Origin of the sequence: Colwellia sp. PAMC 20917, from assembly GCF_001767295.1 — a bacterium.
Classification (GTDB): domain Bacteria; phylum Pseudomonadota; class Gammaproteobacteria; order Enterobacterales; family Alteromonadaceae; genus Colwellia_A.
On the sequence record NZ_CP014944.1, the window covers coordinates 2427847 to 2446134 of the forward strand.

Annotated in this window: 18 protein-coding genes; all 18 read left to right on the forward strand. The window is 37.9% G+C overall.

Going from position 1 to position 18288, the window contains the following annotated elements; translation table 11 throughout:
* The first annotated feature begins 1 nt into the window (after position 1).
* A complete protein-coding gene (gene yidC, locus A3Q34_RS10440) occupies positions 2-1639 on the forward strand; it encodes a membrane protein insertase YidC (RefSeq protein WP_070375299.1) in 1638 nt (545 codons plus the stop codon).
* A gap of 101 nt (positions 1640-1740) precedes the next feature.
* Positions 1741-3117 carry a tRNA uridine-5-carboxymethylaminomethyl(34) synthesis GTPase MnmE gene (gene mnmE, locus A3Q34_RS10445; RefSeq protein ID WP_070375300.1) on the forward strand — a complete coding sequence of 459 codons (1377 nt, stop codon included), beginning with the start codon at positions 1741-1743 and terminating at the stop codon, positions 3115-3117.
* A 39-nt stretch (positions 3118-3156) separates the two neighbouring features.
* Positions 3157-3600: an FMN-binding protein MioC gene (gene mioC, locus A3Q34_RS10450; RefSeq protein ID WP_070375301.1), complete on the forward strand. Its 444-nt coding sequence runs from the start codon at positions 3157-3159 to the stop codon at positions 3598-3600.
* 436 nt (positions 3601-4036) lie between these two features.
* The gene (mnmG, locus tag A3Q34_RS10455) at positions 4037-5926 is read left to right on the forward strand and encodes a tRNA uridine-5-carboxymethylaminomethyl(34) synthesis enzyme MnmG (protein WP_070375302.1); all 1890 of its coding nucleotides are present in this window, start codon (positions 4037-4039) and stop codon (positions 5924-5926) included.
* Between the two features lie 27 nt (positions 5927-5953).
* Complete coding sequence (gene rsmG / locus A3Q34_RS10460) at positions 5954-6586, forward strand: 16S rRNA (guanine(527)-N(7))-methyltransferase RsmG (RefSeq protein ID WP_070375303.1); 633 nt, start codon at positions 5954-5956, stop codon at positions 6584-6586.
* Between the two features lie 21 nt (positions 6587-6607).
* Entirely contained in the window at positions 6608-7405 is a 798-nt protein-coding gene (locus A3Q34_RS10465; RefSeq protein ID WP_070375304.1) for a ParA family protein, read from the forward strand.
* A 27-nt stretch (positions 7406-7432) separates the two neighbouring features.
* Complete coding sequence (locus A3Q34_RS10470) at positions 7433-8317, forward strand: ParB/RepB/Spo0J family partition protein (RefSeq protein WP_070375305.1); 885 nt, start codon at positions 7433-7435, stop codon at positions 8315-8317.
* Between the two features lie 311 nt (positions 8318-8628).
* The gene (locus tag A3Q34_RS10475) at positions 8629-9024 is read left to right on the forward strand and encodes an ATP synthase subunit I (RefSeq protein WP_083277972.1); all 396 of its coding nucleotides are present in this window, start codon (positions 8629-8631) and stop codon (positions 9022-9024) included.
* Between the two features lie 47 nt (positions 9025-9071).
* Positions 9072-9926 (forward strand): F0F1 ATP synthase subunit A, encoded by an 855-nt coding sequence (gene atpB, locus A3Q34_RS10480; protein WP_070375306.1) that lies wholly within the window; start codon positions 9072-9074, stop codon positions 9924-9926.
* 72 nt (positions 9927-9998) lie between these two features.
* Complete coding sequence (gene atpE / locus A3Q34_RS10485; RefSeq protein WP_070375307.1) at positions 9999-10244, forward strand: F0F1 ATP synthase subunit C; 246 nt, start codon at positions 9999-10001, stop codon at positions 10242-10244.
* 40 nt (positions 10245-10284) lie between these two features.
* Complete coding sequence (gene atpF / locus A3Q34_RS10490) at positions 10285-10755, forward strand: F0F1 ATP synthase subunit B (RefSeq protein ID WP_070375308.1); 471 nt, start codon at positions 10285-10287, stop codon at positions 10753-10755.
* A gap of 14 nt (positions 10756-10769) precedes the next feature.
* On the forward strand, positions 10770-11303 hold the full coding sequence (gene atpH, locus A3Q34_RS10495; protein ID WP_070375309.1) for a F0F1 ATP synthase subunit delta: 534 nt from the start codon (positions 10770-10772) through the stop codon (positions 11301-11303).
* Positions 11304-11319: 16 nt separating this feature from the next.
* Positions 11320-12861, forward strand: a complete 1542-nt coding sequence (gene atpA / locus A3Q34_RS10500; RefSeq protein WP_070375310.1) for a F0F1 ATP synthase subunit alpha — start codon at positions 11320-11322, stop codon at positions 12859-12861.
* 27 nt (positions 12862-12888) lie between these two features.
* Complete coding sequence (atpG, locus tag A3Q34_RS10505) at positions 12889-13749, forward strand: F0F1 ATP synthase subunit gamma (protein WP_070375311.1); 861 nt, start codon at positions 12889-12891, stop codon at positions 13747-13749.
* Positions 13750-13807: 58 nt separating this feature from the next.
* The gene (gene atpD, locus A3Q34_RS10510) at positions 13808-15193 is read left to right on the forward strand and encodes a F0F1 ATP synthase subunit beta (RefSeq protein WP_070375312.1); all 1386 of its coding nucleotides are present in this window, start codon (positions 13808-13810) and stop codon (positions 15191-15193) included.
* A gap of 74 nt (positions 15194-15267) precedes the next feature.
* Entirely contained in the window at positions 15268-15690 is a 423-nt protein-coding gene (locus A3Q34_RS10515; RefSeq protein ID WP_070375313.1) for a F0F1 ATP synthase subunit epsilon, read from the forward strand.
* Positions 15691-15956: 266 nt separating this feature from the next.
* Complete coding sequence (gene glmU, locus A3Q34_RS10520; RefSeq protein WP_070375314.1) at positions 15957-17330, forward strand: bifunctional UDP-N-acetylglucosamine diphosphorylase/glucosamine-1-phosphate N-acetyltransferase GlmU; 1374 nt, start codon at positions 15957-15959, stop codon at positions 17328-17330.
* A 192-nt stretch (positions 17331-17522) separates the two neighbouring features.
* Entirely contained in the window at positions 17523-18284 is a 762-nt protein-coding gene (locus A3Q34_RS10525) for a DeoR/GlpR family DNA-binding transcription regulator (RefSeq protein WP_070375315.1), read from the forward strand.
* The last annotated feature ends 4 nt before the right edge of the window (positions 18285-18288 follow it).

Consider the following 18288-nt stretch of genomic DNA (forward strand, 5'->3'; position numbering starts at 1 on the left):
TATGGAATCTCAACGCAGTTTTCTTTTTATTGCGCTTATGGTTGTTACTTATTTGCTATTCACTGAATACCAAAAAGATAATGCACCCGTAGAAGCTCAAACAACAATGACTCAAACATCTGATCAAATTGCTACCGGCAATGGAGATTTTGTTCCTGAATCATCAAGCTCAGCAATGCCAATGTCAGCGCCTACTAAAGCAAAAGAACAAGTCATTACAATTAATACTGACGTGTTAATAGTAAAAATTGCGACTAGCGGTGGTGATATCATTGATGCGAAATTAGTCAAATTTAATACCGAACAAGGAAACGATATTCCTTTTACCGTTTTGCAAAACGGTAGCCGTAAATACATCGCACAAAGTGGTTTAATAGGCGCGCAAGGCATAGATAAAGTGTCCGGACGTCCTATTTACCAAACGAGTAGCAAAAACTACCAGTTAGAAGGCGATGATCCATTAATCGTTGATTTACAATATACTGCTGAAAATGGCTTAAACGTAACAAAGCGTTTTACATTTACAAAATCAGATTACAGCGTAAATGTTGAATATATTATAAACAACACAGCAACTACCGCTGCTACTGTTCAAATGTACGGACAACTAAAACAGTCTACTTTAGTAGAAAGTGGCAGTTCATTAATGCCTACGTATCGTGGTGCAGCCTATTCGACAACGGAAGATCGCTATGAAAAATACGATTTTGGTGACATTGAAGAAAAAAGATTAAATGTAGCTACTGCGGGTGGATGGGTTGCAATGCTTGAACATTATTTTGTTTCCGCATGGGTACCGAGTCTAACTGCCGATAACAATATTTATTCAAGTTATTCTGCTAACAATGAAGCAGTTATTGGGTTTAAGTCACCATCAGTGACTATTCAACCAAATAGCCAAGCGACAACCTCAGCTATTTTTTATGTTGGTCCTAAGGATCAATATAAGCTTGATGAGATAGCGCCAAACTTAGGGTTAACTATAGATTACGGCTTTTTATTCATGATCAGTAAGCCACTATTTTGGTTATTACTTCAAATTCAGTCTTTAGTTACTAACTGGGGTATTGCGATTATTGTAATTACCTTAGTCGTTAAAGGTGCTATGTATCCATTGACAAAAGCACAATACACCTCAATGGCTAAGATGCGTGAGCTTGCGCCTAAAATGGCACAGTTAAAAGAACGCTTTGGTGATGACCGTCAGAAAATGTCACAAGCTACCATGGAAATGTACAAAAAAGAAAAAGTGAACCCAGCCGGTGGTTGTTTACCAATGATCATTCAAATGCCAATATTCTTAGCATTGTATTGGGTATTTTTAGAAAGTGTTGAACTACGACATGCACCGTTCTTTTTCTGGATAGAAGATCTTTCTACTATGGACCCTTACTTTATATTACCGGTATTTATGGGTGTAAGTATGTTCGTTATGCAAAAAATGCAACCGATGACGATACAAGATCCGATGCAACAGAAAATAATGCAATACATGCCAGTGGCATTCTCTGTATTTATGGCTTGGTTCCCATCAGGTTTAGTACTTTACTGGTTTGTCAGTAACATGATTTCAATTGCTCAAATGAAAATTATTTTCAGTGGTATTGAAAAAGCTAAACTAGCCAAAGCTAAAGATTAATTTCTACAGCGTAAAATTATTAAAGGCGGCCTATTAGGTCGCCTTTTTTATTTCCAGTAAAAAATGTTTATAATAGCTAAGCTATTATCTAGGAAATGATTATGACCGAAATTTTATATCAAAAAGAAACCATTGCCGCACAAGCTACTGCACCTGGTAGAGGTGGCGTTGGTATTATCAGAATATCTGGACCTGAAGTTAAGAGTGTTGCACAGGCTATTTTAGGCAAGATACCGGAAATTAGAAAAGCTGAGTATTTACCCTTTAACGATGCTAACCAGCAAACGCTCGATCAAGGCATTGCCTTATATTTTAAAGCGCCCCACTCGTTTACTGGTGAAGATGTCCTTGAATTGCAAGGACATGGTGGACCCGTGATTTTAGATATGCTGTTAAAAGAAATTTTAGCACTACCTAAAGTACGTATGGCAAAACCCGGTGAATTTAGTGAGCAGGCATTTATTAATGACAAATTAGATTTAACACAAGCTGAGGCCATCGCTGATTTAATCAACTCGAGTTCAGAGCAAGCGGCTCGTTGTGCATTACATTCACTACAGGGTGATTTTTCTAAGCTTGTTAATCAACTTGTCGAAAGTACTATTCATTTAAGAATGTATGTTGAAGCCGCAATTGATTTTCCTGAAGAAGAAATAGACTTTCTTGCTGATGAAAAAGTTGTTGGTGATCTGAAAAAAATCATAAGTCAGGTAGAAAAGGTTCAAAGCCAAGCCCATCAGGGCAGTATTATTCGTGAAGGAATGCGCGTAGTTATCGCTGGACGACCTAATGCCGGTAAATCAAGCTTGTTAAATGCATTAAGCGGACGTGAAGCAGCTATTGTCACAGATATAGCAGGAACAACACGAGACGTCCTTACAGAGCAGATACACATCGATGGTATGCCACTGCATATTATTGATACGGCCGGCCTACGTGAAAGTAACGATCAAGTAGAGCAAATTGGTATTGAACGCGCTTGGCAGGAAATAAATCAAGCAGATAGAGTGCTTCTTATGGTCGATGCTTGTGATGATAATAATGATGATCCACAGAAGTTATGGCCAGAATTTTTTGCCAAACTTCCCAAAAATATTGGTTTAAGCATTATTAAAAACAAAGCAGATATTAAGGGCATAGCGACCGGTTTATCGGCGACTAATGATATTCCTACGGTAACCTTATCGGCAAAAAATGGTGATGGCATAGCAGAGCTCAAAGACCATTTAAAAAGTATTATGGGCTATCAGGGCAGTACCGAAGGAGGATTTATGGCAAGGAGACGACATTTAGCCGCATTAGAACAAGCTCACCATCATTTAATTATTGGCTTAGAACAGCTTGAATCTTATGTCGCAGGAGAAATTCTTGCTGAAGAGTTACGTTTATGTCAGATAGAACTCAATAAAATAACCGGTGAATTTACCAATGACGACTTATTAACAGAGATATTTTCGTCTTTTTGTATCGGAAAATAACGCTAAATACCACTTTAAATTTAAGAAAAAAGGAACAAAATGAGCTCATTTCAAATCATTGTTGGCAGTATGTTAGGTGGATCTGAGTATGTTGCTGAAGCCTGTGAAGAGACATTATTGGCACTAAATCACCAAACAACTCTTCACTTGCAGCCCAATTTTGAACAAATAATAGCCGATAATCAAACTTGGCTAATTTGTACATCGACTCATGGTGCTGGAGACTTTCCTGACAACATTCAAAAATTTGTTGAAGATCTTAAAAATAGCACTATAGATCTATCCCCAGTTAAATTTATGATCATAGGTTTGGGTGATTCAAATTATGATACCTTTTGTAAAGCCGCTAAAGATTTTCAAAAGCTATTATTATCAAAGGGTTGTGATGAAATAGTCGTGATCAAAACGTTAGATGTGAGTGAAGAAATAGATCCAGAGGATCTTGCTCAACGTTGGTTAGAAAATAATAAAGATCTTTTATAAAGATCTTACTCATAAGTTATCAACAAAACTGTCCCCTACAACAACCATCTGTGGATAAGTCTGGGTAAAAGCTATTAATTTCTTATTATTATTCAGTGTATAGAATTCTAATTTATTTAGCTTGTGGATAACTAGCCATTTTGATCATAGGTTTAAAACCCTTTGATCAAAGTTTGATCACAGTGTTATGATCGTACTAATGAACTGTTATCTATAAGGAAAAAGGACTTATCAACAGAAAATGGCTTTACTAATAAGTAATAGTAATAAGATCTCTTTAAAGATCTTATATATTATAAGAAGGATCACACTCAGATCTTTTTAGTCATTTGATCATTCCCCTCATCGCAAAAAAGCGCTAAAATACGTTCCCTAATTTTTGAATAACAAATTATTCATAAAAATATTTTTAACGTTTAATCAAGGCCTGAAATTTATGTGGTACCAAGAATCTTATGACGTAATCGTAGTGGGTGGTGGTCATGCCGGAACTGAAGCATGTCTTGCAGCAGCACGTATGGGTTGTAAAACATTATTGTTAACGCATAACATCGACACCTTAGGTCAAATGTCATGTAATCCAGCCATTGGCGGAATTGGCAAAGGACATCTTGTTAAAGAAATTGATGCCTTAGGCGGATTAATGGCAACGGCTACAGACCATGCTGCAATTCAATTTAGAACATTAAATGCCAGTAAAGGTCCTGCCGTTCGTGCTACACGAGCACAGGCGGATCGAATTTTATATCGCTCGTATGTTAGAAGTCATTTAGAAAATCAAGAAAATCTTACTATTTTTCAACAACCTTGTGACGATCTTATTCTAGAAAACAATAGAATTGTCGGTGTATCTACACAAATGGGATTGAAATTTAAAGCGAAGTCCGTTGTTTTAACCGTTGGCACATTTTTAGCAGGACAAATTCATATCGGTTTGAATAATTACCAAGGTGGTCGAGCAGGAGATCCTGCAAGTGTAAATTTAGCAAAAAATCTACGTGATATGCCATTTCGAATGGATCGTTTAAAAACAGGTACCCCACCTCGTTTAGATGCACGCAGCTTAGATTTTTCTAAAATGGAGCAACAACCAGGCGATGATCCTCGACCGGTATTTTCATTTATGGGATCAAGAGATGATCATCCAGCTCAAGTACCTTGTTACATTACCCATACCAACAGTAATACCCATGATATTATTAGAAATGGTCTCGATAGATCGCCAATGTACACTGGCGTTATTGAAGGCGTTGGACCAAGATATTGTCCTTCAATAGAAGATAAAATAACTCGCTTTGCAGATAAAGATTCGCATCAAATATTTGTTGAACCTGAAGGGTTAACAACCCATGAAATATATCCTAACGGTATATCAACAAGTTTGCCTTTCGATGTTCAAATGGCATTAGTACGTTCAATCAAAGGTTTTGAAGACGCTCATATCACTCGACCGGGCTACGCTATTGAATATGATTACTTTGATCCTCGCGATTTGAAACAAACCCTTGAAAGTAAATTTGTTGAAAATTTATATTTTGCTGGACAAATTAACGGTACGACTGGTTATGAAGAAGCTGGAGCTCAAGGGCTATTAGCGGCGACGAATGCTGCAGCTCGAGTACAAGGAAAAGAAGAACTTATTTTAGGCCGCGATGAAGCTTACATGGGCGTATTGGTTGACGACTTAGCGACGCTAGGCACTAAAGAACCTTACCGTATGTTTACTTCACGTGCTGAATACCGATTATTGTTACGCGAAGATAACGCTGATATTAGATTGACAGAAAAAGGTTATAAACTGGGCTTAGTTGATGAAGCTCGCTGGAAAGCCTTTAACGAAAAAATAGAGATGGTTGAACTAGAGCGTCAACGATTAAAAACAACCTGGATCCAAAAAGATCACTCTGGCGTAGATCAAATCAATGAGCTACTTAAAGCCGATATCAGTCGAGAAAATAGTTTAGAAGATCTGATCAGACGCCCTGAAGTTCGTTATGATGATTTAATGAAAATAGAAGGTTTAGGACCGGCAATTACTAATAAACAAGCTGCAGAGCAAGTTGAAATCCAAATTAAATATGCAGGTTATATTGATAGACAACTTGATGAAATATCAAAAAAGAAACGACACGAAAATACGCTGATCCCACTAGATTTTGATTTTACCCAAATATCGGGTTTATCAAATGAAGTTGTGGCAAAATTAAGTGATTCACGACCTGAAACAATTGGCAAAGCATCACGTATATCCGGTATTACACCAGCAGCGATATCGTTATTATTGGTTTATCTTAAAAAGCATGGTTTGTTACGTAAGATTGCCTAATTAAAATTATTAAAACGCGAAAAAAAAATGACACTTAAAACTGAACTAACATTACTCATTGATAAAAGCGAATTAACACTCGATGAAGCACAAATAGATTTATTAATTCAATATGTTGAATTGTTAGATAAATGGAATAAGGCTTATAACCTAACATCTGTCCGTAATACCAGTGATATGCTGGTTAAACATATAATGGATAGCCTAATGGTAGGCAAAGAGTTAAAAGGTCAATCATTTATTGATGTAGGTACAGGACCAGGTTTACCAGGTATACCGCTAGCTATTTTATTCCCTGAAAGAAATTTTGTTTTATTGGACAGTTTAGGTAAAAGAATCACTTTCTTACGACAAGTGGTTTTTCAACTAAAGCTCAAGAATGTCACACCAGTTTTATCCAGGGTTGAAAAATATCAACCTGATGAACTCTTTGATGGTGTGTTAAGTCGAGCATTTGCATCACTTGAAGATATGGTCAATTGGTGTCAACATCTGATTGCGGATGAAACGGGGCGATTTTATGCACTAAAAGGTCAATTTCCCCGCGAAGAAATAGAACAATTACCAGAACATATAAAGTTTGTAGACAGTAGCGAAATAATCGTGCCTAATTTACAAGGCGAACGCCATGTTATTAAACTAAAAAAAATAATAATATAATAAAATACTTTCGAGGTCATTGTGGGAAAAATCATTGCGGTTGCTAACCAAAAAGGTGGGGTTGGTAAAACAACAACATCTGTTAATTTAGCTGCCTCACTAGCAGCAACCAAACGAAAAATATTATTAATTGATTTAGACCCTCAAGGCAATGCCACTATGGGCAGTGGAATCGATAAGTATGAAGTGCACGCAACATGCTATGAATTACTTGTCGAACAAAAGTCTTTCGAAGAAGTGGTATGTCGAGAAACGTCAGGTTTATATGATTTAATTGCCGCCAACACTGATGTTACTGCCGCTGAAATCAAGTTAATGCAGGTGTATTCTCGAGAACATCGCCTAAAGAATGCCTTAGCCCCTATTCGCGATCAATATGATTATATTATAATTGACTGCCCTCCTTCATTGAATATGCTGACAGTGAACGCCATGACTGCTGCTGATTCTGTTTTGGTGCCCATGCAATGTGAATACTATGCATTAGAAGGCTTAACAGCGCTTATGGACACAGTTTCGCAATTAACATCGGTAGTGAATGCTGACTTACACATAGAAGGCATTTTGCGAACGATGTACGACCCCCGTAACCGATTAGCTAATGATGTCTCAGAACAATTGAAACGTCATTTTGGTGATAAAGTTTACCGAACCGTTATTCCACGTAATGTCCGTTTAGCTGAAGCACCTAGTTTTGGCTCACCAGTAATGTATTACGATAAGTCATCAACTGGTGCAAAAGCGTATTTAGCACTTGCCGGTGAAATATTACGTAAAGCAGAACAAAAAAAACAAAAACCTGAAAAAACAATTGATTAACTATTTAGATAAACCCGAAGGAAAATTATGAGTCCAGCAAAACGTAGAGGCCTAGGTCGTGGCCTTGATGCATTATTAACATCAAATAAAGAAACTGATGATGCGACTCAACGTAATTTATCTTCTAATCAAGACAGTGAATTACAATATTTACCCATAGAGCAATTACAACAGGGTAAATACCAACCTCGCAAAGATATGTCGGCTGAGGCTTTAGAAGATTTATCAAATTCTATTCTTTCTCAAGGAATTATACAGCCAATTGTTGTTCGAAATATTAGTGAAAACAATTATGAAATAATTGCTGGCGAGCGTCGATGGCGAGCCGCGCAATTAGCTAAAATGGATAAGGTTCCTTGTTTAATTAAAAATGTACCCGATGAAGCTGCAATCGCTATTGCCTTAATTGAAAACATTCAGCGTGAAGATCTTAATGCCATGGAAGAAGCTATTGCATTAGAGCGTTTATTAACAGAATTTGAGTTAACGCACCAAGAAGTAGCCAATGCGGTGGGTAAATCTCGAACGACTGTTTCTAATCTACTGCGTTTAAATAATCTCAATGAAGACGTTAAGACATTGCTAGAACACGGTGATATCGAAATGGGACATGCACGTGCGTTACTAGCATTAGAAAAAGATATTCAAAGTAATGCGGCTAGAACTGTTGTTGCTAAAGACTTAACCGTGCGTGAAACAGAAGCGTTAATTAAAAAGATTCAAGCACCAGAAAAGATAATTGAAGAAAAAGAAAAAGACCCAGATACTAAAAGTTTAGAGCAAAATTTATCAGAAAGGTTTGGTTCGCAGGTGACAATTGCTCATAACAAAAAAGGTAAAGGAAAGTTGGTTATCTCCTACAGCGACCTATCTGAGCTTGATAGTATTATTTCTCGCTTCAACTCTTATTAATCTACGGACATATTATATTTAAGGTAGTTAAGCGGTAATAATGCAAAATATTCTTTATGACCCATTAACCACTATAAAAAATAAGTTTTATTTAACTATTTTATCATTCGTTATGTCATTCAAAGGTAACGTTTTCATTTTAGATTAAAGCTTTCTAAATTTAGTGTTAAATTTTGTACATATTGGGGCAATGAGCGCCCTATTTTGTTGCATTAGTGCTGTAATTAAGTATACTTGCGACGACTTTTTTAAAGTTAAAGTTTTAACTTTAAAAAATACTATGACTACGAAGCATTACGTTGGAGACCGCAGTGGCGAAAGGTTATCAAAATTTATTAACTACGCCTGGTCGAAAATTAGCGTCGAGACAAATCGGTATAATGACAATGTTGGTCGTTATATGCGCTGTAATAACATATTTCAATTGGGGACTATTATACGCTTACTCTTTACTAGTAGGTGGAGTAGTGGTGATAGTTCCTAATATTATTTTCGCTTATAAAGCATTTAAGTATGCAGGTGCAAGTGCCTCAAGAAAGGTTATGGAATCTTTCTATAGTGGCGTAAAATTAAAAATGCTATATACCGCGTTATTATTCGCGCTAGTATTTAAATTTTTAGTGATTTCACCCTTAATATTTTTAAGCACATATTGTGTGGTGGTGTTTTTAACATTACTACTGCCAGTTTTTTTAACGGAACGTTAATTAACTGGCGATAAAGATTTATAAACTTTAACTTTTGGGATAATAAAATGGCAGAAGAAGTCACCTTATCAAGCCATATCCAACACCATTTAACTAATGCAAAAATGTGTACAACCGATACTGGTTTAGCATTTAATAAAGCATGTAGTGACAGTGGATTTTGGACATGGCATATAGATACACTAGCATGGTCAATTGGCCTAGGTATGTTGTTTTTGTGGACTTTTCGCAAAGCTGCTAAAGGAGCTACTGTAGGTGTTCCTGATAAATTTCAATGTTTTATTGAAATGGTTGTCGAGTTTGTCGGTGACAACGTTAATAAAACTTTCCAAGGAAAAAGTTCATTAATTGCACCATTAGCCTTAACGATATTTGTTTGGGTCTTTTTAATGAACTTAATGGACTTAATTCCAGTTGATTTCTTACCTGCATTTGCTGGTTTTGTCGGTGAAACTGCTTTCGGTATGGACAGTCATGATGTCTACATGAAAGTTGTACCAACAACAGATATTAATTTAACAGCAGCACTAGCACTTGGTGTGTTTTTATTGATGATTTTTTATTCAATAAAAATAAAAGGTCTTGGCGGCTTTGTTAAAGAATTAACCTTGCATCCGTTTAACACCAAAAACAAGTTAGCTATGGTATTTTTGATCCCTTGTAATTTATTACTTGAAACCATTGCTCTTGTTGCTAAGCCATTTTCGTTAGCACTACGTTTGTTTGGTAACTTATATGCAGGTGAATTAATATTCATCTTAATTGGCGCTGTTGGTTTGATGCAGCTTCCATTGCACTTTGTCTGGGCGGTATTCCATATATTAGTTATCGTATTGCAAGCATTCGTCTTTATGATGCTAACAATCGTTTACTTAAGTATGGCGAGTTCTGATAATCATTAATTTTTAACCTTTAACCTTAACTTTAACTTTAACTTTAACTTTAACTTTACAATTAAAACTTTGGAGAAAAAAATGGAACAAATATTAACAATGCCTGAAGCGATTAAGTTTATCGCAGTTGCTTTACTAATCGGTTTTGGTGCTATTGGTACTGCAATTGGCTTTGGTAACATGGGTGGTAAATTCTTGGAAGCGTGTGCACGTCAACCAGAACTAGCTCCTTCACTACAAGTGAAAATGTTTATTTTAGCTGGTTTAATCGATGCCGTTGCTATGATCGGTGTTGGTATCGCGATGGTATTATTGTTTGTACTTTAATTTCATTATTTGAACAGCTTACTATTAAGGAGGAGCGGTTGTGAATTTAAACGCCACTCTAATTGGTGAATTAATAGCATTCGTTGTTTTTGTTTGGTTCTGCATGAAATATGTATGGCCACCATTGAACGATGCTATTGAAGCTCGCCAGAAAAAGATCGCTGATGGACTTGCTGCTTCAGACCGTGCTGCAAATGATCTTGAGCTTGCTCAAGAAAAAGCTACTGCTCAACTTAGAGAAGCTAAGTCACAAGCTGCCGAAATTATTGAAGCAGCGAAAAAACGTGAAACGCAAATAGTTGAAGAAGCTGCAGTAAAAGCTCAAGCTGAGAAAGAAAAAATCTTAGCTACAGGTCACACAGAAATCGAAACTGAACGTAACCGTGTTAAAGAAGAATTGCGCAAACAATTTGCTATTCTTGCTGTAGCCGGTGCCGAGAAGATTCTTGAACGTTCTATTGATGCCGCCACACATAGTGACATCTTAGATAAATTCGTCGCTGAACTTTAAGAGGGAATAGAGCTATGTCTGAATTGACAACTGTCGCTCGTCCTTACGCTAAAGCAGCGTTCGATTTTGCTGTTGAAGCAAAGGCTATTGATAGCTGGTTATCACAGCTAACCTTTGCTGCTGAAGTTGCCAAAGATGAAACCATTAAAGGGGTTCTTTCTGGTGGTGCTTCAGTCGAGCAGGCACAAGCACTTTTTTTAAGTGTTTGTGGCGAGCAAATAGACAGTCAAGGCCAAAATTTCTTGAAAATAATGGCAGAAAACGAACGCTTGTTGGTGCTACCACATGTTTTGACGCAATTTTTAGCACTTAAAGCTGAATTTGAGCAAGAAGTTACTGTGGATGTAACCTCAGCTGTAGAAATTACAGCAGAGCAAAAAACAACACTTAGCGCCGCGCTTGTAAAGCGTCTGGCTCGAAAAGTAAAGCTTAATTGTATTGTCGATGCGACTATTATTTCAGGTTTAATTATTAAAGCTGATGACATGGTAATTGATGGCTCTATACAAGGTAAATTGAGCCGTTTAGCAACAATTTTACAATCCTAGAATAAGGGAAAAGAGCATGCAACTGAATTCCACTGAAATCGCCGAACTGATCAAAAATCGTATTGAACAGTTTGACGTTGTCAGCGAAGCTCGCAACGAAGGTACTATCGTTTCTGTAACTGACGGTATTATTCGTATACATGGCCTTGCTGATGTAATGCAAGGTGAAATGATCGAACTTCCTGGTAGCCGTTTTGCTATCGCGTTAAACCTTGACCGTGATTCGGTCGGTGCGGTAGTTATGGGTCCATACGCTGACTTAGCTGAAGGCGTAAAAGTTAAAAGTACTGGTCGTATTTTAGAAGTACCAGTAGGTCGTGGTTTATTAGGTCGAGTGGTTAACACTTTGGGTGAGCCTATTGACGGTAAAGGACCTATTGAAAATGATGGTTTTTCTCCTGTTGAAGTTTTAGCACCAGGTGTTATCGAACGTAAATCTGTTGATCAACCTGTACAAACAGGTATTAAATCAATTGATTCAATGATTCCAATTGGCCGTGGCCAACGTGAACTTATCATTGGTGACCGTCAAATTGGTAAGTCTGCCATCGCTTTAGATGCCATTATTAACCAAAAAGATACTGGTATTAAGTGTGTATACGTAGCAATAGGCCAAAAGGCTTCTACAGTTGCTAACTTAGTACGTTCTTTAGAAGAGCACGGCGCGTTAGATAATACTATCGTTGTTGTTGCTGGTGCTTCTGAAGCTGCCGCACTACAGTACTTGTCAGCATATTCTGGCTGTACTATGGGTGAATACTTCCGAGATCGTGGTGAAGATGCATTAATCGTATATGATGATTTGTCGAAACAAGCTGTTGCTTACCGTCAAATTTCATTACTTTTACGTCGTCCACCAGGTCGTGAAGCTTACCCAGGTGACGTTTTCTATCTTCATAGTCGTTTACTTGAACGTGCTGCTCGTGTAAACGAAGCATACGTAGAAAAGTTCACCAATGGTGCAGTTAAAGGTAAAACGGGTTCATTAACGGCTTTACCTATCATTGAAACGCAAGCGGGTGATGTATCTGCTTTCGTACCAACTAACGTAATATCAATTACTGATGGTCAGATTTTCTTAGAGTCTAACCTATTTAACTCAGGTATTCGTCCTGCTGTTAACGCTGGTATTTCTGTTTCTCGTGTTGGTGGTGCTGCGCAAACTAAGATCATCAAGAAGTTAGGTGGTGGTATACGTTTAGCCTTAGCACAATATGCTGAATTGGCTGCATTTGCTCAGTTTGCTTCAGATTTAGATGACGCGACTCGTGCTCAATTAGAGCATGGACAACGTGTTACTGAACTGATGAAGCAAAAGCAATACAGTCCATTGTCAATTGCTGAAACAGCCGTATCGTTATTTGCTGCAGAAAAAGGTTACTTGAACGATGTTGAAATCGCTAAAGTGGTTGATTTTGAAGATGCATTACGCACTTACGTAAACAATGATCACGCTGAGTTGATGGCTACTATCAATGAAAAAGGCGACTATAACAAAGATATCGAGTCTGGTTTAGCGAAAGCGATTGAAGCTTTTAAAGCTACTCAAACTTGGTAATTTAGTTCACCTTTTTGGAGAATAGTCATGGCTGGTGGTAAAGAGATTAAATCAAAGATCGGAAGTGTAAAAAATACACAGAAGATCACCAGCGCAATGGAAATGGTTGCAGCTAGTAAAATGCGCAAAGCGCAAGATAACATGGCTGCATCTCGTCCATACGCTGAGAATATGCGAGATGTGATCGGTCGCGTCGCACTTGGTAATTTAGAATTTCGTCATCCATATATGGTTGAACGTGAAGTCAAGCGTGTAGGTTATATCGTTGTCTCAACAGACCGTGGTTTGTGTGGTGGTTTAAATATTAATTTATTTAAAAAGGTACTTGTTGATGCGGGTACACACCAAACAGCGGGCGCCGATGTTGAATTTGCCATAGTGGGTTCTAAAGCTACGTCATTTTTTAACAATATCGGTGCTAAAATAGTGTCGCAAAAGTCTGGATTAGGTGACAATCCTTCACTAACTGATTTAATTGGTAGTGTTAAGGTGATGTTGAATGCCTATGATAGTGGTGAGATAGATAGATTGTTCATTGTATATAACAAGTTTGTTAATACCATGACGCAAAAACCAACAATCGATCAACTTTTACCTTTGCCTAAGTCAGATGATGACGCATTTAAGCATAGCTGGGATTATTTATACGAACCTGATGCTCAAGTTTTACTTGAAAAACTGCTCGTTCGTTATACGGAATCGCAAGTATATCAAGGTGTGGTTGAAAATCTCGCCTGTGAACAAGCTGCTCGTATGGTTGCAATGAAAGCTGCAACAGATAATGCGGGTGACTTAATTGATGATTTACAATTGGTATATAACAAAGCGCGTCAAGCAAGTATTACTCAAGAATTGGGTGAAATCTGTGCTGGTGCAGCAGCGGTATAAACAAAAGTTCTTTGTTTATTTTATTAGTAAATAAGAGCACAAGATTAGAGGATTAAACATGAGTACAGGTAAAGTCGTCCAAATCATTGGCGCAGTTGTGGATGTAGAATTTCCACAAAATGCTGTACCTCAGGTATATGACGCGTTAAAAATAACTGAAGGTAACCTTAGTGGCTTAGTACTTGAAGTACAACAGCAACTTGGTGGTGGCGTAGTTCGTACTATCGCCATGGGTTCATCTGACGGTTTACGTCGTGGTCTGAATGTAGAAAACACAGGTGAGAACATCCAAGTTCCAGTAGGTACTGCAACTTTGGGTCGCATCATGAACGTATTGGGTGAGCCTATCGATGAAGCTGGCCCAATCGGCGAAGAAGAAAAGTGGTCAATTCACCGCCAAGCGCCAGCCTATGCTGACCAAGCGATGTCAAATGAGCTACTTGAAACTGGTATCAAAGTAATCGATTTAGTTTGTCCATTCGCTAAGGGTGGTAAAGTAGGTTTGTTCGGTGGTGCTGGTGTTGGTAAAACCGTTAACATGATGGAACTTATTCGTAACATCGCGATTGAGCATAGCGGCTACTCAGTATTTGCTGGTGTAGGTGAGCGTACTCGTGAAGGTAACGATTTCTATCATGAAATGAACGATTCAAATGTACTTGATAAAGTATCACTTGTTTACGGTCAAATGAACGAGCCTCCAGGAAACCGTTTACGTGTTGCCTTTACAGGTTTAACAATGGCAGAGAAATTCCGTGACGAAGGTCGTGACGTATTATTCTTTGTTGATAACATTTACCGTTATACATTAGCCGGTACTGAAGTATCTGCACTTCTTGGTCGTATGCCATCAGCGGTTGGTTATCAACCAACTCTTGCTGAAGAAATGGGTGTACTTCAAGAGCGTATTACTTCAACTAAGAAAGGTTCAATCACTTCAATCCAAGCGGTATACGTACCAGCAGATGATTTGACTGATCCCTCTCCAGCTACTACTTTTGCTCACTTAGATGCAACGGTTGTATTGAGTCGTGATATCGCTTCGCAAGGTATTTACCCTGCAATTGACCCACTAGATTCTACTTCTCGTCAACTTGATCCATTAGTTGTTGGCGCTGAGCATTATGAAACTGCCCGTGGTGTTCAATCAACATTACAACGTTACAAAGAACTTAAAGATATTATCGCCATCTTAGGTATGGATGAATTATCTGAAGAAGACAAATTAGCTGTGAATCGTGCACGTAAGATTCAACGCTTTTTATCTCAACCGTTCTTTGTTGCTGAAGTATTCACCGGTTCTCCTGGTAAGTATGTGTCACTTAAAAACACTATCAGTGGTTTTAAAGGCTTACTTGCAGGTGAATACGATGATTTACCTGAGCAAGCTTTTTATATGGTTGGTTCTATCGAAGAAGCAGTTGAAAAAGCTAAAAACATGTAATTTGCTTGGGCGTGTTAGGTTAACGTAAGTCATCGACTTATTGACTATCTAACCGCCTACTTTAGGAGGTCAAAATGTCAGCAATGACGGTAAATCTAAATGTAGTAAGTGCAGAAGAGAATCTATTCTCTGGACGTATTGAATCATTACAGATCACAGGTTCAGAAGGTGAACTAGGTATTATGCCTGGTCACGCACCTTTATTGACCTCGCTAAAACCTGGTATGGCTCGTATTGTTAAATATGGTGGCTCAGTAGATGTTATATATCTTTCTGGCGGCATGTTAGAAGTTCAACCAAATAACGTAACCGTATTAGCTGATATAGCGATACGTGCAGATGATTTGGATGAAAAAGAAGTATTAGAAGCTAAGCAACGTGCAGAAAAACACATGAACGCCCATGGCGGAGATGTTGGTTTTGCTGAAGTTGCGGCTGAATTAGCGCGAGTAACTGCGCAATTACGCGTAATACAAGCGTCTAATAAGAAAGTCTAACTTTACAGACAACACACTAAGTTTTAGTGACAGAAAAGCGATATTTACTTAAGGTATATATCGCTTTTTTTTGTCTTTAATATAGTGGCTAATTAAGTCTTACTACACGGCCACTCGGTTAAATTTACTGAACCTTGTTAAACGATTAATCTTGATGATGTAAAAATATATCAGATACTTATAGCGCTACATGGCTATAGTTTATCTGTTAAAACAAGGTTACAATATTTGTTATTACCATCAAAAACATAAATAACGGATATACTATGTCTCTTTCAGTTGTCATTCTTGCCGCGGGTAAAGGTACTCGCATGCGTTCATCACTTCCTAAAGTACTTCACGCAATTGCTGACAAACCTATGGTTAGCCATGTCATTAATGCTGCACGCCAATTAAACGCCGATAATATCTATATTGTCTATGGCTTTGGTGGTGAAGTATTAAAAGCGACAATAGCGAATAGTAGTGCAAATGATGATTTAACCTTTATTGAACAAAAAGAACAACTAGGTACCGGACATGCCGTAGATATGGCATCACCTTTCATTAAAGATAATGAAAATGTTTTAGTGCTTTATGGTGATGTACCACTGACCAAAGTTAGTACATTAGAAAAATTATTAGCGGTTAAACCAGACCATGGTATGGGGTTACTAACGGTAAATTTAGCTGATCCTACTGGCTACGGTCGTATTATGCGTAAAGATAATGCAGTGGTTGGCATCATAGAGCAAAAAGATGCTTCGGCCGAACAGTTATTAATTACTGAAGCTAATACCGGCATTTTATTAGCAAATGGTGGAGATTTAAAGCGTTGGTTAGCAAATCTGTCAAGTGACAATGCCCAAGGTGAATATTATTTAACTGATATTATTGCCGCATGTCATCATGAAGGTAAAACTATTGCTACTGCTCATCCCGATACCGAGATTGAAGTTGAAGGTGCCAATAATCGAGTGCAACTTGCTTCATTAGAACGAGCTTTCCAACTACGTGAAGCCGAAGCGTTAATGATAGCGGGGGCAAGCCTACGTGATCCTAATCGTATCGATATTCGCGGTAATGTAATCATTGGAGAAGAAGTGCATATCGACATTAATTGTATTTTTGAAGGTGATGTTTCTTTAGCGAATGGTGTGCAAATCGGTTCCAATTGTATTTTAAAGAATTGTACAATCGGCGAAAATAGCATAGTTAAAGCAAATAGTATTATCGAAGACGCCGTTGTTGGTAAAGACTGTTCTGTCGGCCCATTTGCTCGACTGCGCCCTGGCTCTGTAATGGATAAAGATTCTCATGTTGGTAATTTTGTTGAAATGAAAAAAACAACCTTAGGAGCTGGTAGTAAAGTGGGACACTTAACTTATTTGGGCGATACGATTATTGGTCAGAATGTAAATATTGGTGCTGGAACCATCACTTGTAACTATGATGGGGTTAATAAGTTTAAAACCACTATAGATGACGGTGCTTTCGTCGGTTCAAATAGTTCGTTAGTGGCCCCGGTTACTATTGGTGCTAATGCTACCGTAGGTGCAGGCTCTGTTATTGCTAAAGATGTAGCAGCCAATGAACTTGCGGTTGCTAGAGGTAAACAAAGAAATATAGCCGGCTGGCAAAGACCAACCAAAAAAAGCTAGGTTAATTGATATTTAAAATGAAAGAGGCGCAATATGCGCCTCTTTTTTATGTTCACTGATATGAATTAGGATTAATATCAGTCAAATAAATATTTATTGCCATAAAAGCATACTTTTGTTCTAATAGCTTAAGTTACTAAACGAAACTTATTCTGTAAGATAAGTGACGAAACAAAAGATAAACTTAATCGCATGTCAAAAAGAAACACCCAGCAGCGTCGCCACAGCATTATCTCTGAGCTTAATGAGCACGGAGAAGTAAGTGTCGATAGTCTTGCAAAAAAATTCGTTACTTCAGAAGTAACCATCAGAAAAGATTTAGCTGCGCTAGAAAATAGCGGATTATTGCTAAGACGCTACGGTGGAGCTGTGCCTTTGCCTAGAGATATTATTGAGCATAAGTCTGATAAAGTTTCGAAACGAAAGGTTTCAATCGCCAGTAAAGCGGCGACACTTATTCGTGATCATAACCGCATCACAATCGACAGCGGTAGTACGACTTCAGCCTTAGTGAAAGAGCTTAATAGTAAACAAGGTTTAATCGTAATGACCAACTCTTTAGCAATAGCTTCTGATTTGCATGCGCTTGAAAATGAACCGACATTACTGATGACCGGGGGCACTTGGGATACACATTCTGAGTCTTTTCAAGGTCAAGTAGCAGAAAGTGTCTTGAGATCTTATGATTTTGACCAACTTTTTATTGGTGCCGATGGTATCGATATAGAGCGTGGCACGACTACTTTTAATGAGCTATTAGGGCTTAGCCGCGTGATGGCAGATGTCTCTCGTGAAGTTATTGTACTTGTTGAATCTGAAAAAATTAATCGTAAAATACCTAACGTTGAAATTCCTTGGCAAAATATAGACATACTGATCACTGATGCAGATCTGTCTGATGAACTCAAAGCCAAACTCTTAGAACAAGACGTTAAATTACTCATTGCAAAATAAAAGG